Here is a 25,763-nt window from a genome sequence, read left to right on the forward strand (position 1 = left end):
CTTTTGGCCGTGTCCGAAGTCTGGATAAGATGAAGCGCATGGCCAAAAAATCTTCCTTCGTCCACCTGCATAACCACACCGAGTTTTCGATGCTCGACGGCATGGCGAAAGTTGACATGCTTGCGGAGGAGGTTGTGCGCCAGGGAATGCCCGCGGTGGGCATGACTGACCACGGTAATATGTTCGGCTCGAACGCGTTTTACCGCCAGATGGTGGACGCGGGGGTGAAGCCGATCATTGGCATCGAGGCCTACTTGGCGCCGGAGTCGCGCCTGAATAAGAAGCGCGTGCTGTGGGGCACCCCTGACCAGAAGCGCGACGATGTGTCCGCCTCCGGTGCGTATCTGCACCAGACGATGCTGGCAGAAAACGCGACCGGCCTGCGCAATCTGTTCAAGCTCTCGTCGCTGGCTTCGTACGAGGGGCAGCTTGGTAAGTGGCCGCGCATGGATGCGGAGCTCGTCGCCGAACATGCCGACGGCATCATCGGCACCACGGGGTGTCCGTCGGGTGATGTGCAAACCCGTTTGCGGCTTGGCCAGTACCGTGAGGCCCTTGAGGCCGCGGCGATGTGGCAGGACATCTACGGCCGTGATAACTACTTCCTCGAGCTCATGGACCACGGTCTGGATATTGAGCAGCGCGTACGTAATGACTTGCTGCGCATCGGCAAGGAGCTCGATCTTCCGCCACTGGTGACGAACGACTGTCACTACGTCCTGGAGTCCCAGGCGCCGGCGCACGAGGCCATGTTGTGTGTGCAGACCGGCAAGACGCTGATGGACCCGGACCGCTTTAAGTTCGACGGCACCGGCTACTACATCAAGTCAGCTGAGCAGATGCGCGACCTGTGGGACTCTACGGTGCCTGACGCCTGCGATAACACCCTGTGGATTGCGGAGCGTGTCGGTGACTACAGCGAGCTGTGGGAGGAACATCCGCACGACCGGATGCCGGTGGCTGACGTGCCGGAAGGGGAGACCCCAACAACGTGGCTGCGCAAGGAAGTGATGCGTGGTTTGCAGGCGCGCTTCGAGGGCCGGGAGGTGCCGGAGGAGTACATCGAGCGCGCGAACTACGAGATCGACGTCATCGATATGAAGGGCTACCCGTCCTACTTCCTCATCGTTGCCGAGCTGATCAAGCATGCGCGTGAGGTTGGCATTCGCGTCGGGCCGGGCCGTGGCTCCGCGGCGGGTGCGCTTGTGGCGTACGCGCTGACCATCACGAACATTGACCCGATGGAGCATGGCCTGCTCTTCGAGAGGTTCTTGAACCCGGAGAGGCCGTCGGCACCTGATATTGATATCGACTTCGACGACCGCCGCCGCGGGGAAATGATCACGTACGCTGCAGAGCGCTGGGGCGAGGACAAGATCGCGCAGGTGATTACCTTCGGCACGATTAAGACGAAGCAGGCTATTAAGGACTCGGCCAAGGTGAACTTCGGCCAGCCTGGCTTCCAGATGGCGGACCGTATTAACGCGGCGTTGCCTCCTGCGATCATGGCGAAGGACATTCCGCTGGCAGGTATTACGGATCCGGAGCACCCGCGGTATAACGAGGCGACCGAGGTGCGCTCCATGATTGAGACTGACCCGGATGTAGCCCGCATCTACGAGACTGCGCGTGGCCTTGAAGGTACTGTGCGCCAGGCAGGCGTGCACGCTTGTGCCGTGATTATGGCGTCGGTACCTTTGATGGACCACATCCCGATGTGGAAGCGGCCTGCCGACGGTGCGATCATTACTGGTTGGGACTACCCAGCGTGTGAGGCCATCGGCTTGCTGAAGATGGACTTCCTTGGCCTGCGAAACCTCACCGTGCTTGGCGACGCACTGGAAAACGTGAAGAAGAACCGCGGCGAGACCATCGACCTTGAGTCGTTGAGTACTGATGACCCGAAGGTATACGAGTTGCTCTCTCGCGGCGATACGCTTGGCGTGTTCCAGCTGGACTCGGGTGGCATGCAAGAGCTGCTCAAGCGCATGGGCCCGACTGGTTTTAAGGACATCGTCGCTTCGCTCGCGCTGTATCGCCCAGGCCCGATGGGCATGAACGCCCACTGGGACTACGCGGACCGCAAGAATGGCCGCAAGCCGATTACGGCCATCCACCCGGAACTTGAGGAGCCACTGAAGGACATCCTGGACGAAACCTACGGTTTGATCGTGTACCAGGAGCAGATCATGGAGATCTCCCGAAAGGTTGCGAACTACACCGCTGGTGAGGCAGACGGCTTCCGTAAGGCCATGGGTAAGAAGAAGCCAGAGGTGCTGGCGCAGCAGTACGAGAAGTTCTGGTCGGGGATGCAGGACAACGGCTATTCCAAGAGCGCGATGGACGCACTGTGGCAGATTATTGAGCCGTTCGCCTCGTACGCGTTTAACAAGTCTCACGCTGCAGGTTACGCGCTAGTGTCCTACTGGACGGCGTACATGAAGGCGAACTACACCGCTGAGTACATGGCAGCGTTGTTGACCTCGGTGGGCGATAAGAAGGACAAGTCGGCGATCTACCTTTCCGACTGCCGCCACCTTGGCATTTCCGTGCTCCAGCCAGATATTAATGCTTCCGAAGAGAACTTTATGGCTGTTGGCGAGGACGTTCGATACGGCCTCGCGGCGGTGCGTAATGTCGGCGTCGAAGTTGTTGAGTCGATTAAGGAGACACGCCGGACGAAGGGCGAGTTCACGAGCTTCTCTGACTACCTCGACAAGATTGACCTACTGCCATGTAATAAGCGAATTACTGAATCTCTAATTAAGGCCGGTGCGTTCGACTCGCTTGGTCACCCGCGTAAGGGGTTGATGCTCATCCAGGAGGATGCCGTCGATTCTGTGCTTACCACGAAGAAGGCTGCTGACAAGGGGCAGTTCGACCTGTTCGCCTCCTTCGGAGGTGACGACGCTGTTGCTGCTGACAACGCGTTTGCGCTGCAGATCCCGGATGAGGAGTGGGACAAGAAACACAAACTTGCTCTCGAGCGTGAGATGCTGGGCTTGTATGTCTCGGGCCACCCGCTTGACGGCTTCGAGGAAGCAATTGACGCACAGACCGATACTCAGTTAACGACGATCCTCTCCGGCGAATTGCGAAACGGCGCCGAGGTAACGATTGGCGGTCTGATCTCTTCGGTCGATCGGCGTTTCTCGAAGAAGGACGGTTCCCCTTGGGCGATCGTCACGATTGAGGATCACCACGGCGCCTCCGTTGACGTGTTGCTGTTTAACAAGGTGTATTCGCTGGTTGCGCCACAAATTGTGGAAGACAATATCATCCTTGTGAAGGCGCACGTCTCGATCCGTGACGAACGCATGAGCCTGTTCGGCGACGACGTCAAAACGCCGGAGCTCGGGCCTGGCAACGGTGCTGGGCTGCCACTGCGTCTCACGCTTCGCACCGAGCAGTGCACTGTGGATAATATCCAGCGTTTGAAGGGCGTGCTGCAGAACAACCCGGGCGACTCGGATGTGTACCTGAACCTTGTACATGGCGACGAGACGCAAATGATGGTGTTAGGCGACCATCTGCGGGTGGAGCGTTCGGCGAGCTTAATGGGCGATCTGAAGGCGACGATGGGGGTTGGGATCCTCGGCTAGTGGAGGGGAGTGAATATATTCCCCGGTGTGAAAATCAGCTTGGCTACACTCTGTCGTTGGAATCAATACCAGCTAAGAGGCGAATGAGTGGAGCATAATATATGTCCGAGCACAAGATTTTGACAACACATGTTGGGTCCCTGCCGCGCACCCCTGAGCTGCTCGAAGCGAACCAACTTCGTTCGGAGCAGCAAATCAACGACGAGGACTTTAAGGAGATCCTTGAGCGCGCGATCGACGACGTGGTGCAGCGCCAGGTTGATCTGGGCATCGACATCATCAACGAGGGTGAGTACGGTCACATCACCTCTGGCGCGGTCGACTACGGTGCTTGGTGGAACTACTCTTTCTCTCGTCTTGGTGGACTGACCATGACCGACGAGGACCGCTGGGCCTCGCAGGAGATCAAGCGTTCCACGCCTGGAAACATTGAGTTGACCAGCTTCGCTGATCGCCGAGACCGCGCACTCTTTTCCGAGGCGTACTCCGACCCGCACTCCGGCATTTTCACTGGCCGTGCGAAGGTTGGTAACCCGAAGTTCACGGGTCCGATTACCTACATTGGCCAGCAGGAAGTTGAGACGGACGTTGCACTGCTGAAGCGCTCCATGGATCGCGCCGGTGCCACGCAGGGGTTTGTCGCAGCGCTTTCGCCAGGCTCCGCCGCCCGTCTGAAGAATGAGTATTACAACACCGACGAAGAAGTCGTACAGGCGTGTGCTGCTGCGATGGCACACGAGTACAAGGCAATTACCGACGCCGGTTTGACCGTGCAGCTCGACGCACCTGACCTTGCGGAATCCTGGGATCAGATTAATCCCGAGCCGACCCTGGAAGACTACCGTGCGTGGCTGCGTATTCGTATCGACGCCATCAATGAGTCCATCCGCGACTTGCCGAAGGAACTGACTCGCCTGCGCATTTGCTGGGGTTCGTGGCACGGCCCGCACGTTACCGACGTACCGTTCGGTGACATTATCGAGGAGATCCTGCGGGCAGAGGTTGGCGGCTTTTCCTTCGAGGGGGCATCGCCGCGTCACGCGCATGAGTGGCGCGTTTGGCAGGACCACGCGTTGCCAGAGGGCAGCGTTATTTACCCGGGTGTCATTTCGCACAGCACGAACGCTGTCGAGCACCCACAATTGGTTGCGGATAGGATCGTTCAGTTCGCCGAGGTCGTCGGCCCAGAAAACGTTATCGCTTCGGCAGACTGTGGCTTGGGTGGGCGGCTGAACCACCAGATCGCCTGGGCGAAGCTGGAATCACTGGTGAAGGGCGCAGAGATCGCGACGCGCCATCTGTTTGGCTAATCGCAGTAGCCAAATGAGCTAAGGCCGGTGCCCACTCTGTGAAAGGAGGGCACCGGCCTTAGCGTTGTGTGCTACGCAGCTACTTAAGCATGGACTTCAGCTTGTCCTGCGCTCCAGGGATCGCCTTGATCGCCGCGGTGATCATCTGAATCAGCCCGACGAAGAGTGCGATGCCAGCCGAGATATAGCTGAAAATCTCGCGAGTTTCATCGGTCATGATGCCTTTGTTGATCGCTTCGGAGCTTGGGCCTTCAGCTTTTCGTGGCTCCGTGGTCTTTGGTACTGGCGAAGCGGTAACCGTCACGGTCACAGCAGGTGCTGTTTCTGTGGCAGTAACACGTGATTGCGTGGTCGGCGTGTCTTGCTTCTCTTGTGCCATCAGTGGGCTTGCCGTGAGGCAAGCACCACCGAGGGCGGTAGTGATTGCAAGCGCGACCAGTGAGCGTGTATTCACGTTTAACTCCCTGTTTGTCTGAAGTAGTGGTGAAGCTTAGAACACCTTCGGCACGTGGACGTGGCCGAGACCCAGGTGGAACTGCGCGTTTGCCATGTCGATGAGCTTGTTGAGGCCAGTCGGGTCGGACAGGACGATCAAGCCGGTGGTCAGGACCGCAGCGAGGATGCCTGCGAAAGCGCCGAGGGCGTGTCCCTTAGAGCTGCCGGACGTCTTCGTGTTGTTGTTGGTGCCAGGATTCGTGTTGTTGTCGCCTGGTTTCTCGGTCTCGCCTGACTTTTCGGTCTCGCCTGGCTTCTCCTCGTCCTTCTTGTCGGACTCCTTGCCGGTGTCAGGGGTTTCCTGGGTGTTCTGATCCTTGGTGTCACCAGGGGTCTGCTCGGCGGTTGGAGCCGTGGTGTCCTTCGCTGGGGCGTTCTCCTCTGCGAACGCAGGGGCGACGGTCAACGAGATTGCGGTTGCGGCGGCAACGGCAACGGTGGAAATGCGCTTCATGAAATCTCCTGAAGTTGTTTGAAAGGATAGGAATTCGAGGCGAAACCACAGCAATGTCAATGAAATGCTACGGTCTCCACGAATTGTTGCTAGAAAATCTAGCAGATAATTGACGCTTTTAATAGTTAGAACGCCTGGACTGGCTACGGCAAAGTATCACCTAGACGTGGTGCAGCGGTATACACTTTGCTGTTATGAGTGAACAGGAACAGCCAGCTTTCCACGCGGTACACGCCGCGGACGTTCAAGCAGCGCAGTCGAAGATTTCTGCGGTGATTGAGCCGACCCCATTGCAGTACTGCCCCCGCTTGTCGCAGCAGTACGGTGCCGAGATTTTCCTCAAGCGGGAAGATTTGCAAGACGTTCGTTCCTACAAGATTCGTGGTGCGTATTACAGCATCTCACGGCTCAGTGACGAGGCGCGTGCAGCCGGCGTCGTTGCGGCGTCAGCGGGCAACCACGCTCAGGGTGTGGCCTACGCATGTCGGGCGTTGGGGATCCAGGGCAAGATTTTTGTGCCGAAGCCAACGCCGAAGCAGAAGCGAGACCGCATCCTGGTGCACGGCGGCGACAATATCGAGTTGGTCGTCGTGGGGGATACGTTTGACGCCGCTGCGGAGGCCGCCCGCAAGGACGCTGCTGAGCGCGGTGCAACCATGGTTGAGCCTTTTGACGCCCGTGATACCGTCATCGGGCAGGGGACAGTTGCGGCGGAGATCGTGTCGCAGTTGTCAGTTATGGGCCGCGAGCTGGACACCATCTTCGTGCCAGTCGGCGGGGGAGGCTTGCTGGCTGGCGTGCTTTCCTACGTGTCCGACATGGTGCCTGGCACTGCGGTCGTAGGCGTTGAGCCCGAGGGTGCACCGTCGCTTGAGGCCGCCCTGGAGGCTGGTCACCCTGTGACGCTCAACGAAATTGAGTCCTTCGTGGATGGCGCGGCTGTGAAGCGCACCGGCGATTTCCCGTTCGCTGTTATTGAGGAAAACCTTGCTCGCACGCACCTGCTGCGTTGCAAAGAAGGCGCGGTGTGCACGTCGATGCTGGAGCTGTACCAAAACGAGGGCATCATCGCGGAGCCTGCGGGCGCGCTGTCTGTGGCGGCACTATCGCAGATGAAGCTGCAGCCGGGCAGCACGGTGGTGTGCATCATCTCTGGTGGCAACAACGACGTGTTGCGCTACGCAGAGGTCATGGAGCGTTCGCTTGTGCACCGCGGACTGAAGCACTACTTTTTGGTGAACTTCCCTCAGGAGCCAGGGCAGCTGCGCACGTTCCTTACCGACATCCTTGGGCCTAATGACGATATCGCCTTGTTCGAGTACCTGAAGAAGAACAACAAAGAAACCGGTGCCGCACTGGTTGGCCTGGAGCTTTCTTGCGCTAGCGACCTCGAGCCGTTGCTTGAGCGGATGGAGGCGTCGGTCATTGATTGCCGACGCCTCCTCCCAGGCACACCCGAGTATGACTTTATTGTGTCGGCATAACCAGGGCGAATGCCCACGGTTCTAAGCGGGTTTCGTCGGCGGAGACCTCGGCGCCACCGAAGGTGTACAGCAGTGTTCCGCCCACTGGGGCGACGGTGCCCTCCGACCCAAAGTTTGCCACCAGCACTGCCTGGTCACCCATGGTTAGCCACGCGTCGTCTGCGCCCTGAGCTGGGCCGTGATCTACGGTCAGCTGGCGAAGGTCGTCGCGTGCCATCGGGTATTGTCGGCGCAGCTCGATGAGTTTCTTGTACGCGCTGAGGATCTCGCGTTGCTCCTCGTCGAAGTTCCAGTCGAGCTTCGCGGAGGTAAACGTTTCCTCCGCGGCAGGATCCGGGACGGCTGAGGAGTCCCATCCCATGCGGGCGAACTCGTTCATGCGCCCCTGGCGGGTCATTTCCAGGAGCTGTGGATCGCTGTGCGAGACAAAGAATGGGAACGGCGTGCGTGCACCGAACTCTTCGCCCATGAAAAGCATCGGGCTGAATGGAGATAGGAGTACGACGGCCGCCTTGAGGACCTGCTTGCGCGCACTGAGATACTGCGACGGGCGGTCACCCTTCGCGCGGTTTCCGGTCTGGTCGTGGTCGGTGGTGTAGGTGACCATCTGCCACGGTGCGACGCGGTCAAGGTCGAGCGCCTTGCCGTGGGTACGCTGGCGGTACACGGAGTAGTCCTCGCGGAAGCGGTAACCGTTGCGCAGTGTATCCGCCAGGATTTCGAGCGTGCCATAGTCGGCGTAGTACCCGGCACGCTCGCCGGTGACCAGCGTGTGGATCCCGTGGTGGACGTCGTCAAGCCAGTGTGCGTCGAGCCCGTAGCCGCCGCGCTCCGGGGACTCGAGGAGCCGTGGGTTGTTTTGCTCCGATTCGGCGATGATGGTGCGGGGGATGCCGGTGGAAGCTTCAACTTCGTTGGCGACGTTCTTGATTTCCTCCATGATGGAGAAGGCCAGGCGATCGTCGTAGGTCTGCACCGCGTCGAGTCGCAGGCCGTCGACGTGGAACTCGTCGAGCCATTGGAGCACGGCGTCGAGTACATATGCGCGGACCTCATCCGAGTGGGCACCGGACAGGTTGATCACGTCACCCCAGTCGGTGTGCCCTGCGGTTGTGTACGGACCGAAGTTGCCGTTGTAGTTACCTTCGGGGCCGAAGTGGTTGTACACCACGTCGAGGATGACGGCGATACCGCGGGCGTGAGCAGCGTCGATAAGGGTCTTGAGGCCCTCGGGGCCGCCGTACGATTCCTGCACGGCGAACCAGTCCACGCCGTCGTAGCCCCAGTTGCGGGCACCCGCGAAGGGCTGCACCGGCAGCAACTCGATGGAGTTGACGCCAAGTTCGGCAAGATAATCAAGCTTTTCGACGGCCCCCTCGAACGTCCCCTGTGGCGTGAAGGTGCCCACGTGGAGCTCGTAGAGGACTTGGTCGCGAAGTGCGATGCCTTCCCACGAATCATCCGTCCAATCGAACGTGCTGCTGGTCACCTCTGATGGGCCGTGGACGCCCTCGGGCTGGAAGCGCGAACGAGGGTCGGGTAGTGGCTGTGACCACTCGCCGTCACGAAGCAAGGAGAAGCTGTAGCGCGCACCAATTTCGGGTTGGGCGACTTCGCGCGGAACCACCCACCAGTCCCGGCGGGTCTCGTCACGCTGCATCTCGAGCGTGCGGGGCCCTTCGCTGTCGTGGAGGTGCAGGCGCGCGCCGTGCGCGTTCGGAGCCCACACCCCAAATTGTTGGGGCATCGGAGTGTGCTTGCTAGACATACCACCAACTGTATGGAAGTACCATAACCGTCGCAATGGATTTAGAGTGGAAGCACTATGCGCACATCGTACGAACTGCCCGCCGCCGGTGACATCACCACTCACGAGATCGAGATCAAACGATCCCGATTCATCACTTGGATTGGCCGCACCCAGTCTGAAGCCGAGGCGCGGGCCCTGATCCAGCAGGCCCGTGAGACCTACCCCGATGCACGTCACCATTGCTCCGCATATATTCTGCACGTCGACGACGCCCTGCCCGTCGAACGCTCATCCGACGATGGGGAGCCCTCCGGCACCGCAGGCAAACCGATGCTCGATATGCTGCACGGCTCCGAAATGCTTGACCTCACCGCTGTCGTGATCCGATATTTCGGTGGTATCAAGCTGGGTGCAGGAGGGCTGGTTCACGCCTACTCTGACTCGGTTGGGCAGACGCTTCCACTGGTACCGCGGGTGCTGCGTAGTACAAAGGAACTCGTGCGCGTCGATCTGCCGCACGCGGAGGCAGGTCGCATTGAGGCCGAGCTGCGCAACGCAGGCTTTGACATTGTCAACGTCGAGTACGGTGCCGCCGCCACGTACACGCTGGCGCACGACCCCGGACAACGCGAAGCACTCGACGCGCAACTCGCAGCGAGCACCCAGGGCCGAGCGGAGGCAGAAGAAGCAGGCCGCCAATGGATTGAATCTGCACGCTAAACTGTGTGCCATGACTATGCAGCCTCGTCCATCGAATCCGATTGAATCCCGCAAGCAGGCGGTACGCCGTTACTCCAAGAACGCAGTCGTGTGGGCCGGCGGTGGCCTCGGCGCTGGTGTAGCGCTCGGCCTGATTGCCGGTTCGTGGCAACTGTTTATCGTGTGCCTTGTCATTGGCGTGGTTGGTGGCTATATCAACTGGAGCAAGGTGCAAAAGATCGTAAACCATCACGACAACTACTAAACAAGCACGATGACTAGCCCAAATACCACCGCGACGAGGATCGACGTCTGGCTCTGGGCTGTCCGCATCTTTAAGACACGCTCGTTGTCCGCGGAGGCGGTTCGGGCCGGACATGCCAAGCTCAATGGCAAAGCAGTCAAGCCCTCAGCACAGGTCGTGCCAGGGGATCGGCTCAAGGTGTGGAAGGACCACCGCTACCTTGACCTGGAAGTCACCCAGACGCTGCAGAAGCGCGCCGGGGCGAAAATCGCCACGACCTGCTATGTAGACCACTCCCCACCTCCTGTGGCATCGGAGGTGTTAGGTGCGCTGCCCGTACGGGATCGTGGGGCAGGTCGGCCGACGAAGAAAGAGCGCAGGCAGCTCGACCGCCTGCGGGGGCGCAACAGCTTCTAGGCGTTCTCGCCCGAGTTTGTTTGCGGGGCGCCGCCCTCACGGAGTTGGGTGAGCCTGCGTGTAAGTTTGCGTTTGCGTAGTAATGGCCGGTTTCCGCTTTCCCACGTGCGGTTGATGTGCTCCTGCCCGTACTTGTTCAGCAAGAGATCGTCGACAAGCCTGACTTGGCCTGGGGTGAACCGCGTCTGCAGCGTGTTCTGCACGGCTTCGATGTCTGCCGGGTTCGCTAACTCCGCGAGAGCAGAGACTGTCTCGATGCCGTCGGCGCTGAGTAGCTCGTGCAAGAATCTGTAATCATCAACGCGGGACAGGGGAAACGACGCCCCAAGGATCACGGTGAGCACGCCGGGGAGCGTCTCTGGTGCCAATGCCGCTGCGGTATCGGGAGCGCTCGGGCTCTGTTTTTGCGGGTTGGACAGCTCTGCGATTTGGTCGAACTGCTGATCCGCAAGTTCGATAAGCCCGGCTGCGAGCGTGAACGCGCGATCAATTTGTGGGTCCAGCTCGCCGTGAGAGCGCTTGTAGCGCACATCGTGCTCGAACTCCGCCCACGCGTGCTGTAGCACCGTCCGTACTTGCACCTCGAAGACTTGCCCGCGGTAGTGTTCGAGCTCCTCGTTATGCTCACCTACCTGGAGCACCAGGTGGTGCGAGCCGTATCCGAACGTGCCCGACACCCTCGTCTCCTGCGCCTTGTCCACGCTTCGGAGCACATCGAATTGATCCGCCAGAAGGCGCAGCACCGCCGGTATTTCGGTGGAATGCATCACGGTGATGCGGGCCCCGATGAGGTCACGGATGTCGTTCCACGGGTCCGGGTACACAATCTTTCCACCACGACGCTTCTTAGCTTTTTCTTTCAGCGAAGGCCAGCTTTTGATGCGGACATCGACGCGGTCAAAGTTGATACCGGCGTCGATCATGAGCTCGTGGAGCGCATGACGAAACTCCTCGGCAACCCCTTCGTGTTGCCGCAGCCACGCGAAGTAGGTGTTGCCGAGTTGCGCGATTGTGTCATTGTGCTTCGTGTTCATCGGCACAACAGTGTACCGATTCTTCCTAGTCGAGGGCCTCTCGACGCTCCAACAGCGCAGTAGGAAGGTACTCGAGCAGGACACCGACCGGGACAGTGCCGTGAAACTGTCTACCGGTGAACCGCTCGAACCAGGAGCCCTGCGGCAACGTCAGTGTGGTGTCCTCCCAGCCACCCCGGCGCGCAAGTTCAAGGGGCTTTCGGGTTGCAACCGCAATCATGCCAATCTCGGCCGTATCCCGGTGCTCACGAGCGAATCCTACAAAGTGCTGCTGGGATGGGCCGACCGCAAACACCGCGCGGTGCTTCCCCTCGGTAAACAAGGTCGGCGTGGTCTTTCGTGCCGTAAGGCATTCACGGATAACCAGCTGCTTGGCGGCGTCAACAGACTCGGATAGGCCGGGCCAGGACCGGCCCGGCGAACCGTCTTGCTCGCAGCCCAAGAAGTCACCCAGATTGAACTGCGGTTGCTGCCGTGCATCGAGGTACTGATGCAGCGTTTGGGTACGCGCTGTGTAGTCGATGAAGCTTCGGTTGTCCGGGTCTACGAGTGTGGGTTCGAAAAACTCCATGCCCTGATAGGTATCGGGGACACCTGCGCCAGCCAATTGGAGCACCTTGCGTCCCAGTGATACCGCGACGGCCCCCTCGTGGAGAGTCGCCACGAAGTCCGAAATCAGCGAAGTCGCAGGGCCTGCCAATACCGCATTCACCCAATCCAGTACCTGCTGCTCGTACCCTTCATCGGGGTCGAACCAGCTGGTATGAAGAGCGGCCTCGCGGATCGCCTTCAGCGCATAGTCACGCAACCGTTGCGAAAGCGTCTCTGTCACAACCCCATCCGCGGGCCAAATCCCCACGATGTTCTGCAGTAAGAAATGCGCCGTGGCGTGGTCTGGCGGAGGCAACAGCGCTGTCGTCGTGTTCACTAACTCCGCAAACGCGTTTGGTACTTCGGCGATCTCCAGCATCCGCGCGCGGGTATCTTCGGAGCGCTTCGTATCGTGGGTGCTCAGCGTCGTCATTGTTTGTGGCCACAGCTCAGTACGCTCTTGCTGCAACAAGTGGAACTCTGCCGCACCAACCCCGAAACGGCCAGGAGCGCCGCCTACTTCCTGCAGCGCCACCAACCGGTTCGCCCTATAGAACAACGTGTCCTCGACGCCCTTTGCCATGACTGCGCCACACACCTGCGCAAAGCGGGTGCTTGCCTCACCTTCAGCGAGCAGGGCAGCCGCGATGAGGTCGAGGGCGTCGCGCCGGGAAGGGAAGCGCTGCGCCATATCGGCAACGACCGTCGCGGTAATCCTGGACAGTGATCGGTAATCGGCGCGGTAGACGGGGATGGCTGCGATTAATGCAATGACGGTGTCAACGAGGATTTCGTCAGAGACGGCGGAGCCGGCCGTCGAAAAGTTATCGCGCCGAATAGCGCGCGTGAGACGGCGAACCTCCGCCTGAAGCTCGTGCGTTGCCACCTCACGCTTGAGCTGTAGCGCCGCGGCATCAAGCGCCGCCTGATCCCACGTGGAGCCCGATTGGCGCAGTGCGAGCATACTGAGTGTATCCTCGGCCGTCTGGTTGACGAAGATGCCGTCGAGCTCGCGAAGCGCGTCGTAGCCAGTTGTGCCGTTGACGCGCAGGCGTGGGTCGAGCGGCTCGTCGGCCTCCAAGATCTTCTCGATGACCAGCCATCGATCGGGACCAACAACATCACGAAGCCGTGACAAGTACCCGAAAGGGTCCGTGAGTCCATCCGGGTGGTCGACGCGGACGCCGTCAATCAGATCCTCAGCCACAAGCTGGCGGATGATCGCATGCGTGTGTTCAAAGACCGCGGGGTCCTCTTGTCGGATGCCCGCAAGCCCGTTGACAGAGAAGAATCGGCGATAAGAAATGATGCCGTCGCGCCAAAACATCAGCTTGTAGGACTGACGCTCGTAGACCTCCTTCGGATCGTCGTCGAGGGAAGAGCAGGTGCCTGGCTTGAGTGGGAATACGTTGTCGTAGTAGGCCAGCACGATGCCGCTTTCGGGGTTGTCCTGATCTAAATAGCGCAGCGTGAGAGCATCTTCGTCGTGTTCCTTCCCGAAGATCGGCAGGCCGAGCTTCCCGCCCGCCCCGTTGTCAGCGTGCCAATCGATATCGAAGTAGCGCTCGTACTCAGAGTCGCGACCATGCTTGAGAACGTCCCACCACCAGTTATTGAGCTGCGGGGAAGCGACACCCAGGTGGTTCGGCACGATATCGATAATCACGCCAAGGTTGAGTTTTCTGGCTGCCTCCACGAAGCGCCGGAAGCCTGCTAGTCCACCCAGTTCCGGGTTGACCACAGTCGGGTCAGTGACGTCATAGTTGTGATTCGATGTCGGCAGTGCCTGCAAGATAGGAGAGAGGTACACATGGGAAATACCGAGTGACTCCAAATAGGGCAGACACTGCGCGGCCTGGTCGAAGCCGAACGCGCGACTCGACGGATCTGCTTGTGGGCCGCGCAGCTGGAGACGGTAGGTTGATGTAATTGGGGTTTGCAATACGTCCTCCTTGAAGTTACCAGCCACCCTAGTAGCTCAAGACGCACTTAGCTGCGGACGCGAGAATCACAAGAGAGGGGGAAGCCAACCGAATAGCGCATGACGTGCTCCGGATTGGCGAACGCCAGAACTTCCTCCAAGGTGGCGTCGAAGACGAAGAGTTCTTGCTGATCGCGGGAATAGAACAGCAATTCGTTGTGCGGCATGAGTACGCGATCAACGTGAGCATAGAGCGTCGAGAAGAGTTGCGGGTGAGCGAGCCAAGACGCCGCATACCCAGCAGAGCTTTGCACCTGCACCCCCTTCGGCACTACCTCCCCCAACGAATCCTCCGCCCGCTCGTAGTCCAGAGTGACTCGGCCCTCGAGAAGATCGGTGCTCAGCATGCGCGCAGCTGAGTTCCACGCCTGGTGGACCGTCAAGCCCATCGCGCCAATGGACTGGTGCGTCAGGCCCTCCACCGAATCTGAGTCAAAGACGCACACCAACCCGGGCGCCAAACTGATGTAAGCTGTCGAAGCCCCGAAACCTGGCGTGAGCCACGCACGCGAAGAACTCGACGTGATTTCACAACGTCGGGCCAGACGGGGGAAAATGGGTACAAGCATTGAAGGGGCGCACGGAGCGGGCATATGAGTAGTCATATGTACTTAGACCGTTCAAACCCGCCGATGGTTCCCAAAAAGTTTTAAAACGGTGGTTGCTCGTTCAATCCTAGGGCATCCAGCAATTGATCGGCCTTCCAGATTGCTATGTCTTGGCCCTGCTCAATAAGCTGCCGAGCCCGCTTTTCCTTCGAGGTCATTGACCCCCATTCGCCAACAACGAGGATGGTGGTCTTCTTCGTCACGTTCTTGCCCACCTGGCCGCCCTGAGCAGCAATGCCTTGCCACAGCGCACCCTTATCAAATGGAGAAAACTCACCGGTCAGCGTGACGTGCTGCCCAAACAATGGCGAGGAAGCATCGGCATCGAGCGCCGGTTCTGGCACCGTGTCCGGGGTTGCCACCGCTTGCCACGGAGCTGGCTTGCGATCCTTGCTCTGCTTCGGCGTGCTCTTTCTAGAGGGGCCCGCTTGGTTGCTTCCAGCAGGTGCAGGAACTGCAGCGGCAGCTGCCTGCATGCCTCCCTTGGCGATGCTTTCTGCTTGCAGTGCACGGCCCGCGCCGGATCGGTCCCTGAGCACTGGAGTCACCCGATGGGAATCGATCGAGCCCAAAGTGAAGCCAGCGTCATGGACAAACCCAACAAGTGAACCCTGGTAGTGCGCCCGACGGGCCAGGCCAACCATGATGCCCGCACAGGCTGCAGCATCCGCGCAGGCGTCGTGGTGCTGCTCCAGCGGCACGCCGAAGTGAGACGCCAAGGTGGGCAACTTGTGGTTCTCAACATCAAGGTCGCACGAGCGTGCCTGCGCCAACGAGCATGCGAAGAGCACCTGTGGCGCATCCATCCCGACTGCACCAGCAGCTTGAAACAGCGCAGTGCTATCAAAATGCGCATTGTGAGCCACAAGGGGGAGGGAAGCAGCGAACTCGACAAGTTGCGCAATACAGTCAGCCACACTTGGTGCGTCTGCCACGTCCTCCCGACGAATCCCATGAATAGCGACGTTGTGGGGGTCAAACTCGGCCCACTGCTCCGGAGGCATACACAACCAAGAAACGCGGTCAGTTTCTACACCATCAATGACTTTCACCGCACCGATCTGACAGATAGAACCCCACCTCTGGTTGGCGGTTTCCACATCAAACGCAACGAAATCAAAGCCAGGCAAACCGCTTGAACCGCCTCGCTGCGCGTCCTGCGTCGGGGCGTCGCCACGCTGTGCAGCAGAAATAGCATCCTCGAGCTCGCGCATCGCAGCGCCCGCGCCAGGCGCAAAAACAACGTTTACAACGATGTCGCTACACGTGATACTGACGGTGCCCGTGCTCCAGTCATCGCCTTCGGTCAAGTCAACCTTTGTGATTGCCTCTATCGGAATGCGCGTGGGCTCGCTGGAGCCAGCCAGCGCCGCCTCCAAGGGGGTTGGGGTGACGACCAGCTCCGTATTCGAAACACTCAACGTCGCACGGCTAGCAGTAATCACAGCGTATGGCTCCAATCAAAAATCCGGTAGGCGGGTAGCACACATACTACTCACCCACCGGACATGAAACTGACGGCGGTCAAGCCCCTGGAGTTAGGCGTCCTCGCGAACCGGGGCACCTACCTGCTTCAGCACAACTGTAGAGCGCGCCGGGACGACGGTGGTCTCCGAGGCGCCGATTGTCAGCGTGCTCGCCGGGTAGCCAAGTTGCTCAGTTGTATCGATGAGCACCTCCCAGCTTGATCCGAACTCCTGTGGCAGAAGCGTGAATTCGATGTCTTCGTAGTGGGCGTTGAACATCAGAATGAACGAATCATCTCGCACACGCTGACCGCGAGCATCCGGTTCTGCGATGGCGTCGCCATTGAAGTAAACCATCAGTGCCTTGCCAAACGCGAAGTCCCAGTCGGACTGCGTCATCAGCTCGCCGGACGGCACCAACCAGGCGATTTCGCGGTCGACAGCATCCGTGCCCAGCGCGCCGCCTTCCAAGAACCGGCGCCTGCGGAAGACCGGGTGGGCCTTGCGGATAGCGATCAGACGCTTGGTGAACTCGTGCAGCTGTTCGCTGTCGTCGAGCTGTGTCCAATCCATCCACGCAATCTCGTTGTCCTGGCAATAGACGTTGTTGTTGCCACCCTGGGTACGGGCCAGCTCGTCGCCGTGGGAGATCATCGGTGTGCCCTGGGAGAGCAGGAGCGTCGTCAAGAAGTTGCGACGCTGCTGCGCACGCAACTGATTCACCTCGGCATCATCCGTCGGGCCCTCGACGCCACAGTTCCAGGAGCGGTTGTGGCTTTCGCCGTCGCGGTTGTCCTCACCGTTGGCCTCGTTGTGCTTGTGGTTGTAGGAAACCAAGTCATTCAACGTGAAACCGTCGTGGGCCGTAATGAAGTTAATCGAGGCAGTAGGGCGACGTCCGTTGTGTTGGTACAAGTCAGAGGAGCCGGTCAGACGGGATGCGAACTCACCAAGCGTAGCGGGTTCACCGCGCCAGAAGTCGCGCATCGTGTCGCGGTACTTACCATTCCATTCGCTCCACAGCGCAGGGAAGTTGCCAACTTGGTAGCCGCCCTCACCGACATCCCATGGCTCGGCGATCAACTTGACCTGCGAGACTACCGGGTCCTGTTGGACCAGGTCGAAGAACGTTGCCAGACGATCGACGTCAGAGAACTCGCGTGCAAGGGTCGAAGCTAGATCGAAACGGAAACCATCGACGTGCATCTCAGTGACCCAGTAACGCAAAGAGTCCATGATGAGCTGCAGTGAGTGAGGGTCGCGCACATTGAATGAGTTTCCGGTGCCTGTGTAGTCCATGTAGTGGAACTTGTCGTTGTTCACCAGGCGGTAGTAGGCCTCATTGTCGATGCCGCGGAAAGCAATGGTGGGGCCGAGGTGGTTGCCTTCAGCAGTGTGGTTGTACACGACGTCAAGGATGACCTCCATGCCTGCCTCGTGGTACGCCCGCACCATGCCCTTGAACTCGGCGACGGCGTCGCTCGGCTGCGCAGCAGCTGCGTAGTTGTTCTCGGGGGCGAAGAATCCAAAGGTGTTGTAGCCCCAGTAGTTACGCAGACCAAGGTCGCGCAGACGCCCATCCTGCAAGAACTGGTGGACAGGCAGGAGCTCGACAGACGTCACACCCAGATCCTTGAGGTAATTGACCACTGCTGGGTGTGCCATGCCTGCGTAGGTGCCGCGGAGGTTTTCGGGTACGTCAGGGTGCGTCTGGGTCATGCCTTTGACGTGGCATTCGTAGATGACGGTTTCCTCATCCGGGATGCGTGGTGCGCGGTCATCGCCCCAGTCGAAGAACGGGTTGATGACGACAGAGAGCATCGTATGGCCCAGCGAGTCTTCTTCGTTGCGGCCCGTTCCGGGAGCGTCTGCGTTGATGTCATAGGAAAACAGCGAAGAATGCTGTGAGAACTCGCCGTCGAAAGCGCGCGCGTAGGGGTCGACGAGCAACTTGTTCGCGTCGCAGCGCTTGCCGTTCGCTGGATCCCACGGACCATGGACGCGGTAGCCGTAGCGCTGTCCAGGTGTAATTCCTGGAAGGTAGGCGTGCCACACGTGGTTGTCTACCTCTTCAAGTTCGATGCGAGTTTCGGCGCCTTCGTCGTCGATAAGGCAAAGTTCAACCTTCTCCGCAGCTCCTGAAAAGAGCGTGAAGTTTGTTCCGGCACCGTCATAGGTAGAACCTAGCGGGTATGGGGAACCAGGCCACACGACGATATCGTTCGCGGGCTTTGGGGAAGTAGAGCTTTGAATCATAAGGAATCACCATAGTGCACCCCCGGGGGTTCCCGCATTGCGAAACCCTCACCAGCCTGGCAATCAGCAGCCCGCTTGCAGCCCCCGAATGATGAGATCGACGGAAAATGCGAACGAGTCGTCCCTCTCAATGGTCTGTGATTGTGGCAATGTTTCGCTTGCATTCGTAGCCGCTACCAGCTGGGATTCAGTTTGCTGGACGAGGGCACTGCCAAGGATCAGGTGTAGGAGAGCATCGGCGGTTGCGCGGAGCTGAGGTGTCGACGCCCCTTCGACTTCCATAGCCAATGATGTGATGAAAAAGCGCTGGAGTTGGGAGTGTATCGGAGACTCCGGATTGCCTACCGCTGTGACCGTCACCTCAGCACCATCTCGAATGCTGAGCAGGCAGTTACGGAGCATTCTGGCTGCTTCACTCGTGGATGTGGCTGGTGAGGAGGAGGTTGTGAGGGGCGCAACGATGTGCTCTGCCAGGCGAGCCACAAGGTCCTGTTTGCTTGCCACATGCCAATACAGCGCTGACGGTGCGACGTCGAGCTCCTTGGCGATCCTGCGCATTGACACATCGGCTAAGCCATATGACCTGAGTAAATCCATCGCAGTGATCGTGATCTGATCCACGGACAGGTGCATGTGTGCCCATGTTACCTGTCTCATGGTGGAGAGGGGGTGGACGTTTACAACGAGTTCACAGAGAGTGTTCAGATACTTTGTACCGGAGCGTAATTGGGCCAGCAGAAACGAGTGGTTAAAATTGGCATCAACGATTTTTAACGTAACAGGCCGGGTACAACCGTTGTGCTGGTCGCTGTAAGGAGAGATACGTCGTGAGGATTTCCACCACTGGTTCCAAGGTTGCTGCAGCTGCCGTTGTTGCATTGGCAATGTCATTGACTGCGTGTGGCTCTGATGACGAGACCGCGGGCGGCGGACTGTCCACCGCTGCCAGCGCTCCGAATTCGGCGGCTTCTGAGAAAGATAAGGCCGAGAATTCGGCGAAGGAAGAGCCGAAGAAGGACGAAAAGGGCGAGAAGAAGTCCGACGACAAAAAGCAGACGGAGGCACAAGGGGAGCCCGGTGCGATCCCAACGATTGCGAACCCGTTTGAGGACGGAGAGTTCGCTGTTCCAACCTTCGAGCCAATCGAGGGCGGTAAAGAAGGCACCGAAGAGCAGCGCAAGGAAATGGAGGAAGTGGTTCGCAAGGTGACCAACCCGGAGTCCTTCGAAAAGTGGACGCGCGTCATCTTGGATAACTCCTGTAAGAAGATCACCGAACCCGCACTGGAAGAGATGGAGCGCCAAGGCGTTTCCCTCGAGGTGATTGAGCAGGCTGCCCGTATGCAGGAAGAGGCCGGTCAGGCGATTGAGATCCCGAAGACCGAAATTTCCCTGAGCGACGTCCGCGTTGATGGCAACCATGCTTCGGCGACAGTGAAGTCGAATAACTCCGAGGGCGAAAAGACCCAGACCCAGCTCTTCACGCACGAAGACGGTCGCTGGAAGCTGTGCAACTAGCACAGCAGCTCGACTCCAAGCCGCGCGCCACGATCCACGCTGGCGCCGGCCTGCTTTTCGTTGGGCTTGTCAGCGGTGTAATCGGTGGGGCAGCGTGGGCGTGGTTGCGTCCCCCGATAGTGACCGTTGTGTCGGATGGATCGTTCATGATCGATGAAACGGAAACGATCCAGAATGCGCAGTTTGCTGGACTCGGCTGGCTAGCGGTGGTGTTGTTGGTAGTCGGGTTGGTTGTCGGTGCTGCGGGTCGAGCGCGTCGAGGCGGGGGCCAGCTCGCATGGTTTGTCTGGCAGCTCATCGTTGCCGCGCTCGCCGGATACGTTGTATTGGCGGTTGGCGGAATGGTCTCGGGCTGGCTCACAGCTTTGCCTGAGCATGCAGACGGCTTCCAGGACGGTCAACGCTTAAGCGTGTTTCCGATAGTTGCCCCGGGAGTGGCGTTGTGCCTCGCTCCATTCGCCACAGGACTCGTCGCGTGGTCGAGGATGGTGATCCGCGCAGTCGACACCCCCGAAATAGTGTGAACTACCTTATTCCCTTGGTGAAAGCTCTGGGGTGACGCCTTTTTTGGCCTGAACAGCTTTTTCGCGCCTGTCGGAGAATACAATGGCTGCGGTACGTATTGTGCTCATTTGTTGAATCTGGGAGACACGAAAATGCTGAGAGTTACCGACCTCCGGGGGACAACCCCAACGACCGCCGAACTTCGCAGGGCACTGCCACGTGGTGGCGTTGATGTCCATGCCGTGCTTCCCGCAGTTACGCCGATCGTTGAAGAGGTTCGCGTAGGCGGTGCCGAAAAGGCACTCGAATACGGAGAGAAGTTCGACGGGATCCGCCCAACATCCGTGCGGGTGCCGTCGGAGGTGATCAAAGAGGCCGTCGACAAGCTTGATCCTGCACTGCGCTCCGCGCTTGAAGTCGCGATCGAGCGGATTCGCAAGGTACACGCTGAGCAGAAGCCGCAGCCACACACTACGACGCTTGCGAATGGCGCAACTGTCACCGAAACATTTATTCCTGTTTCGCGCGTGGGACTTTATGTTCCAGGTGGAAAGGCAGTGTACCCCTCGAGCGTGCTCATGAACGTGATTCCTGCGCAGGAGGCGGGGACGGACAGCATGGTGGTCTGCACTCCTCCTCAGGAGGAGTTCGGCGGCTGGCCGCACCCAACGACGCTCGCCGCGTGCGCGCTGCTCGGCGTCGACGAAGTGTGGGCAGTCGGTGGAGCCCAGGCGATTGCATTGCTGGCGTACGGCGATGATGCCCACGGCCTGGAACCAGTTGATATGGTGACCGGACCGGGGAACATCTACGTTGCTGCCGCGAAGCGCGTAGTCAACGGCACGGTGGGCATTGACGCGGAGGCCGGCCCAAGCGAGATCGCGGTTATCGCCGATGATAGCGCGAATGCGGAATACGTGGCGCTCGATCTGATTTCGCAGGCAGAGCACGACGAGCAAGCAGCTAGTGTGCTTATCACCGACTCAGAGGCCCTGGCGCAGGAAGTCGGCCAACTCGTTGAGCAGCGCTCGAAGGAAACGCTCAACGCTGAGCGTGCCTCTACTGCGCTGGGCGGTAAGCAGTCCGGCATCATCCTGGTCGATGATATTGAGAAGGCTGTCGCAGTCGCAGACGTTTACGCAGCAGAGCACCTGGAGGTGCACACGCGCGATGCTCGCGCGGTTGCGGAGCGAGTTCGAAACGCGGGCGCAATTTTCGTCGGGCCATACTCACCGGTCCCACTCGGTGACTATGCGGCTGGCTCGAACCACGTCTTGCCGACATCCGGGACGGCGCGCTTCAACCCCGGCCTGTCCACCCTGACGTTCCTGAAGCCTGTCAATCTCATCGAGTACGACAAGGCAGCGTTGGCGGAAATTGCTGAGGACATCATGGTGCTGGCTGCGGAAGAGCAGCTTCCTGCACACGGTGAATCCATTAAGGCACGAGGAAACGGAGCTAAGTAAGTATGTCTACTGATCCCTCGACGATCGCGAAGGGCGTCACGCTCGAATCGCTACCACTTCGCGACGAGCTGCAAGGAAAGAACCCATACGGCGCCCCACAGTTGAAAGTGCCTGTCGCGCTGAACACCAACGAGAATCCGTACCCGCCCTCTGAGGCGTTGATTCAGGACCTGGTTGCCGAGGTTGAAGCAGCGGCACGGTCGCTCAACCGCTACCCAGAGCGCGACGCCGTGTTGCTTCGGGAAGACTTGGCCGCATACGTGTCGAAGCAGACGGGCGTCCAGGTCAGCAAAGACAACATTTGGGCCGCAAACGGTTCGAACGAGATTTTGCAGCAGCTGTTGCAAGCTTTCGGTGGCCCCGGACGCAGTGCCATGGGGTTCGTGCCTAGCTACTCGATGCACCCAATCCTTGCGGCGGGCACGCAAACCGAGTTTATCCCGATTGATCGCAACGAATCTTTCGATATCGATGTGCAGCAGGCCGTGCAGGCCGTCGAAAAGCACGCGCCGGACGTCATCTTTATCACTACGCCGAACAATCCAACTGGCGGTGAGACTGTACTCGAAGACATCGAAAAGATTGTTCAGGCTGCACCTGGCATCGTGATTATTGACGAGGCGTACGCTGAGTTTTCGGATTCCCCGTCCGCAACGACGCTGCTAGCAACGTATCCAGAGAAGCTCGTTGTGTCGCGCACGATGTCGAAGGCGTTCGATTTCGCAGGCGCGCGCCTAGGGTACTTCGTTGCAGCACCGGCGTTTATCGACGCCGTCATGCTGGTTCGCTTGCCGTACCACCTCTCGGTGCTCTCCCAGGTCGCTGCACGCGTGGCGCTGAAGCACGCCGGGGACACGCTCGCGACGGTTGACAAGTTGGCGCAGGAGCGCGTGCGCGTGCAAGCAGCGCTGGAAGAGATGGGCTACAAGGTTGTGCCGAGCTCGTCGAATTTCATCTTCTTCGGCCCGTTTGGCGACGCCACTTCGACCCATGCAGCGTGGCAGCAGTTCCTCGACTGTGGCGTACTCATTCGTGACGTTGGCGTCGCAGGTCACCTGCGAGTGACGGTTGGACTTGATAGCGAAAACGATGCCTTCCTAGAGGCAGCAAGAAAGGTACTTCATGGCGAATAGGGTAGGGACCGCACACAGGAAGACGTCTGAATCCGACATCGCTGTGTCCATCAATCTCGACGGCACAGGCGTGACTGACATTGACACCGGATTGCCGTTTTTCGATCACATGCTCACCGCATTCGGGGCGCACGGTGCTTTCGATCTCACGGTGAAGGCGAAAGGCGACACGGAGATCGATGCCCACCACACGGTGGAAGACACCGCCATCACGCTCGGGTGGGCCCTGCTGGATGCGATCGGGGACAAGCGTGGCATCCGCCGCTTTGGCTCGATGCTGTTGCCGATGGACGAAACGCTCGTTGAGGCAGTTGTAGACCTGTCTGGGCGTCCGTACTTTGTGATGAACGGTGAGCCGGAGCATATGGATTGGCAGGTCATCGGCGGACACTACGCCACGGTGATAAACCGTCATTTCTTTGAGACGCTTGCGTATAACTCCCGAATGACCTTGCACGTGAATGTGCGCTATGGTCGCGATCCGCACCACATTACGGAAGCCGAATTCAAGGCTGTGGCCCGCAGTTTGCGAGCTGCAGTGGATGCAGACCCAAAGATTACGGGTGTGCCGTCGACAAAGGGTGCGTTGTAGGTGGGAGGCATTCCAGCAAGTATGGGAGTGCTTGGCCTCTTCGTGTTGGCGGGTGTGCTCGCAGGCGGAGTGTGGTCAACGTACCAGCGTGGATTGAGGGTGCCGACTGCAGTGTTAGCCTTGGCTACTGCGCTGGCGCTCGCATTCGCGATCATGGCAATGATGGAGGTTATGTAGTTTGAAGTTCTTCCCACCAACACCGCTTACTGTTGAGGAAATCAACTCGGTCTCGAGCGTTTGGAAGGCACGCGGCATGAAGCCCGTTCTGCTCGCGGTGATGGCAGCGTTCGCCGCATGGGCGGTGCTGCTGCCGGTGATTCCTACGGCGGTGCTCGATGCAGGAGGAACCGAAACGCTGGCCGGGCTTACCACCGGTGTGTTCATGCTCGCTACAGTGCTTACACAGATGGCGACACCTGCGCTGCTGCGCAAGTTCGGGTTTGGCCTGATTATGGGGCTGTCTTCTTTGCTCTTGGGTGTTCCGGCGTTCGCCTACGCGTTGGGAATGGAAGCCGGAACAGTGCTGACTGTGAGCGCGATCCGCGGTGTTGGGTTTGGCGCGCTGACGGTAGCGGAGGCAGCCGTCGTCGCTGAGTTGGTACCGCGTCGCTTGCTGGGGCGGGCGACCGGCACGCTGGGCATCATGGTGGGCTTGTCTCAGATGGTCGGCTTGCCGACGGGCCTCGCCCTGGTCAACGTCATTGGGTATAACGCGGTGTATTACATTGCAGCGGGCGTAGGCCTCATTTCGTTGGTGGCATGCATGTTCATCCCAGCTGTGCCACAAGCGGACCGCGACGAGTTGAGCGTGGCGCACGTGCACGTACCGATGTGGCGGCTTGTGTTTGTTCCGGGCATGGCCTTGATGTTCGTCACCTCAGCGTATGGCGCAATTACTAACTTCCTTCCCGCGGCGATGCGCGATCTCGATCCGGCCAAGGGAGCGGCGCTTGGCGGTGTGATGCTGGGCGTGATGAACTTCGCTTCTATGTTGTCGCGGTACGCAGCGGGTCAGGTCATGGACCGCAAGGGATACCCAGGCAGCATTCTCATTCCGTGCCAGTTCATTGCTGCAGGTGGTGTCTTTCTCATCGCGCTCATTCTGCTTCTTGATCTGCCGGTGTGGTGGATGGCGTTGGCAGCGTTGATCTACGGTGTTGGATTCGGCGCGGTACAGAACGAGGCGCTCACCTTGATGTTCTATCGCTTGCCCCGTTCGAAGAGCTCTGAGGCCTCTGCGATTTGGAATATCGCATTCGACGGAGGAACAGGTCTGGGGTCGACGATGTACGGCATGTTGCTGACAATGATGATGTTTACCCCGATGTTTGGTCTGGCGGCGGCCGTGATCCTTATTGGCGTAGTTATTACGTTGCTGGATAGGCAGCTGGGCAAGCACCGCGTCGTCGAAGTTAATAACTTGTCCGTGCGGCTGAAAAATGTTCAGCCCCCGCGCCTTTATCGGCGGAACGGGCGCTAGAATTAATCTTCATGACTGCTAACGACATGCCACAACCCCATGTTGCGCTGCTCGACTACGGGGCAGGAAATATCCGATCCGCTCAGCGTGCGCTAGAACAAGTTGGCGCGCGCGTCAGCGTTACTGCCGATCCGTCGATCGCGGTGGAGGCTGACGGCCTGTTAGTGCCGGGGGTTGGCGCGTTTGATGCATGCATGCGTGGGTTGCAGGCAATGCAAGGGGGGCGCATCATCGGACAGCGCCTTGCAGGTGGTCGTCCTGTGCTGGGTATCTGCGTTGGTATGCAAATCCTTTTTGAGCATGGAGTCGAGCATGGCATTGATACCGCTGGATTAGCAGAGTGGCCGGGGACCGTTGAAAAGCTCCAGGCTCCTGTGCTTCCACATATGGGGTGGAACACCGTCGACATAGTTGGCGGCTCGCGCATGTTCGATGGCATTAATGTAGACGAGCGCTTCTACTTCGTGCATTCGTACGGCGTTCGCGAATGGACGCTGAAAGCGGATGAGTTCATTGCGCCGCCACTTGTGCACTGGTCGGAGCACGGTGGAGATAAGTTTGTGGCTGCCGTCGAAAATGGCCCGCTCTGGGCGACGCAGTTCCACCCCGAGAAGTCTGGTGACGCAGGACTTCATCTCTTGGAAAACTGGGTGAAGACTCTGTAGCGGGCGCCGAACCTG

At 59.3% G+C, this 25,763-nt stretch carries 23 protein-coding genes; 14 read left to right on the forward strand and 9 right to left on the reverse strand.

Going from position 1 to position 25,763, the window contains the following annotated elements; all coding sequences use genetic code 11:
- Positions 1–38 precede the first annotated feature (38 nt).
- Positions 39–3,602 carry a DNA polymerase III subunit alpha gene (dnaE, locus tag BJP05_RS03670; protein WP_070362233.1) on the forward strand — a complete coding sequence of 1,188 codons (3,564 nt, stop codon included), beginning with the start codon at positions 39–41 and terminating at the stop codon, positions 3,600–3,602.
- A 101-nt stretch (positions 3,603–3,703) separates the two neighbouring features.
- Positions 3,704–4,912: a cobalamin-independent methionine synthase II family protein gene (locus BJP05_RS03675; RefSeq protein ID WP_070362234.1), complete on the forward strand. Its 1,209-nt coding sequence runs from the start codon at positions 3,704–3,706 to the stop codon at positions 4,910–4,912.
- Positions 4,913–4,991: 79 nt separating this feature from the next.
- Here BJP05_RS03675 and BJP05_RS03680 read toward each other — a convergent pair whose 3' ends face one another.
- Complete coding sequence (locus BJP05_RS03680; RefSeq protein ID WP_070362235.1) at positions 4,992–5,366, reverse strand: hypothetical protein; 375 nt, start codon at positions 5,364–5,366, stop codon at positions 4,992–4,994.
- A gap of 36 nt (positions 5,367–5,402) precedes the next feature.
- A complete protein-coding gene (locus BJP05_RS03685; RefSeq protein ID WP_070362236.1) occupies positions 5,403–5,861 on the reverse strand; it encodes a hypothetical protein in 459 nt (152 codons plus the stop codon).
- A gap of 194 nt (positions 5,862–6,055) precedes the next feature.
- Here BJP05_RS03685 and ilvA point away from each other — a divergent pair, with 194 nt between their 5' ends.
- Entirely contained in the window at positions 6,056–7,345 is a 1,290-nt protein-coding gene (ilvA, locus tag BJP05_RS03690) for a threonine ammonia-lyase IlvA (RefSeq protein WP_070362237.1), read from the forward strand.
- Here the strand turns inward: ilvA and treZ are convergent.
- Positions 7,329–9,113 carry a malto-oligosyltrehalose trehalohydrolase gene (gene treZ, locus BJP05_RS03695; protein WP_070362238.1) on the reverse strand — a complete coding sequence of 595 codons (1,785 nt, stop codon included), beginning with the start codon at positions 9,111–9,113 and terminating at the stop codon, positions 7,329–7,331. The genes ilvA and treZ overlap by 17 nt on opposite strands.
- 57 nt (positions 9,114–9,170) lie before the next feature.
- On the opposite strand from treZ, the gene BJP05_RS03700 reads away from it, so the two are divergent.
- From BJP05_RS03700 to BJP05_RS03710, 3 genes are read left to right on the forward strand one after another with little or no spacing between them, the layout of a single operon-like run.
- Positions 9,171–9,815 carry a YigZ family protein gene (locus BJP05_RS03700; RefSeq protein WP_070362239.1) on the forward strand — a complete coding sequence of 215 codons (645 nt, stop codon included), beginning with the start codon at positions 9,171–9,173 and terminating at the stop codon, positions 9,813–9,815.
- Positions 9,816–9,825: 10 nt separating this feature from the next.
- Positions 9,826–10,059: a hypothetical protein gene (locus BJP05_RS03705; protein WP_070362240.1), complete on the forward strand. Its 234-nt coding sequence runs from the start codon at positions 9,826–9,828 to the stop codon at positions 10,057–10,059.
- A 9-nt stretch (positions 10,060–10,068) separates the two neighbouring features.
- The gene (locus BJP05_RS03710; RefSeq protein ID WP_070362241.1) at positions 10,069–10,455 is read left to right on the forward strand and encodes an RNA-binding S4 domain-containing protein; all 387 of its coding nucleotides are present in this window, start codon (positions 10,069–10,071) and stop codon (positions 10,453–10,455) included.
- On the opposite strand, the gene BJP05_RS03715 is transcribed toward BJP05_RS03710, so the two are convergent.
- From BJP05_RS03715 to BJP05_RS03740, 6 genes are all read right to left on the reverse strand, one after another.
- Positions 10,452–11,489 carry a GTP pyrophosphokinase family protein gene (locus BJP05_RS03715; RefSeq protein ID WP_070362242.1) on the reverse strand — a complete coding sequence of 346 codons (1,038 nt, stop codon included), beginning with the start codon at positions 11,487–11,489 and terminating at the stop codon, positions 10,452–10,454. The two genes, BJP05_RS03710 and BJP05_RS03715, sit on opposite strands and share 4 nt — an antisense overlap.
- Before the next feature lie 25 nt (positions 11,490–11,514).
- The gene (treY, locus tag BJP05_RS03720) at positions 11,515–14,022 is read right to left on the reverse strand and encodes a malto-oligosyltrehalose synthase (RefSeq protein WP_070363474.1); all 2,508 of its coding nucleotides are present in this window, start codon (positions 14,020–14,022) and stop codon (positions 11,515–11,517) included.
- Positions 14,023–14,069: 47 nt separating this feature from the next.
- On the reverse strand, positions 14,070–14,522 hold the full coding sequence (locus tag BJP05_RS03725; protein ID WP_070362243.1) for a hypothetical protein: 453 nt from the start codon (positions 14,520–14,522) through the stop codon (positions 14,070–14,072).
- Between the two features lie 188 nt (positions 14,523–14,710).
- Positions 14,711–16,114: an exonuclease domain-containing protein gene (locus BJP05_RS03730; protein ID WP_070362244.1), complete on the reverse strand. Its 1,404-nt coding sequence runs from the start codon at positions 16,112–16,114 to the stop codon at positions 14,711–14,713.
- A gap of 93 nt (positions 16,115–16,207) precedes the next feature.
- Positions 16,208–18,391 (reverse strand): glycogen debranching protein GlgX, encoded by a 2,184-nt coding sequence (gene glgX, locus BJP05_RS03735; RefSeq protein ID WP_070362245.1) that lies wholly within the window; start codon positions 18,389–18,391, stop codon positions 16,208–16,210.
- Positions 18,392–18,454: 63 nt separating this feature from the next.
- Entirely contained in the window at positions 18,455–19,024 is a 570-nt protein-coding gene (locus BJP05_RS03740; RefSeq protein ID WP_070363475.1) for a TetR family transcriptional regulator, read from the reverse strand.
- A 194-nt stretch (positions 19,025–19,218) separates the two neighbouring features.
- Between BJP05_RS03740 and BJP05_RS03745 the strand changes: the two genes are divergently transcribed.
- The 8 genes from BJP05_RS03745 (at position 19,219) to hisH (ending at position 25,748) form a co-directional block, all read left to right on the forward strand.
- Positions 19,219–19,908: a hypothetical protein gene (locus BJP05_RS03745; protein WP_070362246.1), complete on the forward strand. Its 690-nt coding sequence runs from the start codon at positions 19,219–19,221 to the stop codon at positions 19,906–19,908.
- Complete coding sequence (locus BJP05_RS03750) at positions 19,899–20,432, forward strand: hypothetical protein (protein ID WP_070362247.1); 534 nt, start codon at positions 19,899–19,901, stop codon at positions 20,430–20,432. Before BJP05_RS03745 ends, BJP05_RS03750 begins: the two co-directional genes overlap by 10 nt.
- Positions 20,433–20,564: 132 nt before the next feature.
- Entirely contained in the window at positions 20,565–21,878 is a 1,314-nt protein-coding gene (hisD, locus tag BJP05_RS03755) for a histidinol dehydrogenase (RefSeq protein WP_070362248.1), read from the forward strand.
- Between the two features lie 2 nt (positions 21,879–21,880).
- On the forward strand, positions 21,881–23,011 hold the full coding sequence (locus BJP05_RS03760) for a histidinol-phosphate transaminase (RefSeq protein WP_070362249.1): 1,131 nt from the start codon (positions 21,881–21,883) through the stop codon (positions 23,009–23,011).
- The gene (gene hisB, locus BJP05_RS03765) at positions 23,001–23,603 is read left to right on the forward strand and encodes an imidazoleglycerol-phosphate dehydratase HisB (RefSeq protein WP_070362250.1); all 603 of its coding nucleotides are present in this window, start codon (positions 23,001–23,003) and stop codon (positions 23,601–23,603) included. Before BJP05_RS03760 ends, hisB begins: the two co-directional genes overlap by 11 nt.
- On the forward strand, positions 23,604–23,780 hold the full coding sequence (locus BJP05_RS11290) for a hypothetical protein (protein ID WP_168156151.1): 177 nt from the start codon (positions 23,604–23,606) through the stop codon (positions 23,778–23,780).
- A 76-nt stretch (positions 23,781–23,856) separates the two neighbouring features.
- Positions 23,857–25,083 carry an MFS transporter gene (locus BJP05_RS03770; RefSeq protein WP_083290931.1) on the forward strand — a complete coding sequence of 409 codons (1,227 nt, stop codon included), beginning with the start codon at positions 23,857–23,859 and terminating at the stop codon, positions 25,081–25,083.
- Positions 25,084–25,094: 11 nt separating this feature from the next.
- Complete coding sequence (hisH, locus tag BJP05_RS03775; protein ID WP_143000865.1) at positions 25,095–25,748, forward strand: imidazole glycerol phosphate synthase subunit HisH; 654 nt, start codon at positions 25,095–25,097, stop codon at positions 25,746–25,748.
- The last annotated feature ends 15 nt before the right edge of the window (positions 25,749–25,763 follow it).

The organism is Corynebacterium sp. NML98-0116, from assembly GCF_001767255.1.
Classification (GTDB): domain Bacteria; phylum Actinomycetota; class Actinomycetes; order Mycobacteriales; family Mycobacteriaceae; genus Corynebacterium; species Corynebacterium pseudogenitalium.

What these genes read in the sequence shown, in the direction of transcription:
- dnaE (WP_070362233.1), top strand. Translation starts at nt 39, where the DNA reads ATGGCCAAAAAATCTTCCTTCGTCCACCTGCATAACCACACCGAGTTT.
- BJP05_RS03675 (WP_070362234.1), top strand. Translation starts at nt 3,704, where the DNA reads ATGTCCGAGCACAAGATTTTGACAACACATGTTGGGTCCCTGCCGCGC.
- BJP05_RS03685 (WP_070362236.1), bottom strand. Translation starts at nt 5,861, where the DNA reads ATGAAGCGCATTTCCACCGTTGCCGTTGCCGCCGCAACCGCAATCTCG.
- ilvA (WP_070362237.1), top strand. Translation starts at nt 6,056, where the DNA reads ATGAGTGAACAGGAACAGCCAGCTTTCCACGCGGTACACGCCGCGGAC.
- treZ (WP_070362238.1), bottom strand. Translation starts at nt 9,113, where the DNA reads ATGTCTAGCAAGCACACTCCGATGCCCCAACAATTTGGGGTGTGGGCT.
- BJP05_RS03700 (WP_070362239.1), top strand. Translation starts at nt 9,171, where the DNA reads ATGCGCACATCGTACGAACTGCCCGCCGCCGGTGACATCACCACTCAC.
- BJP05_RS03705 (WP_070362240.1), top strand. Translation starts at nt 9,826, where the DNA reads ATGACTATGCAGCCTCGTCCATCGAATCCGATTGAATCCCGCAAGCAG.
- BJP05_RS03710 (WP_070362241.1), top strand. Translation starts at nt 10,069, where the DNA reads ATGACTAGCCCAAATACCACCGCGACGAGGATCGACGTCTGGCTCTGG.
- BJP05_RS03715 (WP_070362242.1), bottom strand. Translation starts at nt 11,489, where the DNA reads ATGAACACGAAGCACAATGACACAATCGCGCAACTCGGCAACACCTAC.
- glgX (WP_070362245.1), bottom strand. Translation starts at nt 18,391, where the DNA reads ATGATTCAAAGCTCTACTTCCCCAAAGCCCGCGAACGATATCGTCGTG.
- BJP05_RS03740 (WP_070363475.1), bottom strand. Translation starts at nt 19,024, where the DNA reads ATGCACCTGTCCGTGGATCAGATCACGATCACTGCGATGGATTTACTC.
- hisD (WP_070362248.1), top strand. Translation starts at nt 20,565, where the DNA reads ATGCTGAGAGTTACCGACCTCCGGGGGACAACCCCAACGACCGCCGAA.
- BJP05_RS03760 (WP_070362249.1), top strand. Translation starts at nt 21,881, where the DNA reads ATGTCTACTGATCCCTCGACGATCGCGAAGGGCGTCACGCTCGAATCG.
- hisB (WP_070362250.1), top strand. Translation starts at nt 23,001, where the DNA reads ATGGCGAATAGGGTAGGGACCGCACACAGGAAGACGTCTGAATCCGAC.
- BJP05_RS03770 (WP_083290931.1), top strand. Translation starts at nt 23,857, where the DNA reads ATGAAGCCCGTTCTGCTCGCGGTGATGGCAGCGTTCGCCGCATGGGCG.
- hisH (WP_143000865.1), top strand. Translation starts at nt 25,095, where the DNA reads ATGACTGCTAACGACATGCCACAACCCCATGTTGCGCTGCTCGACTAC.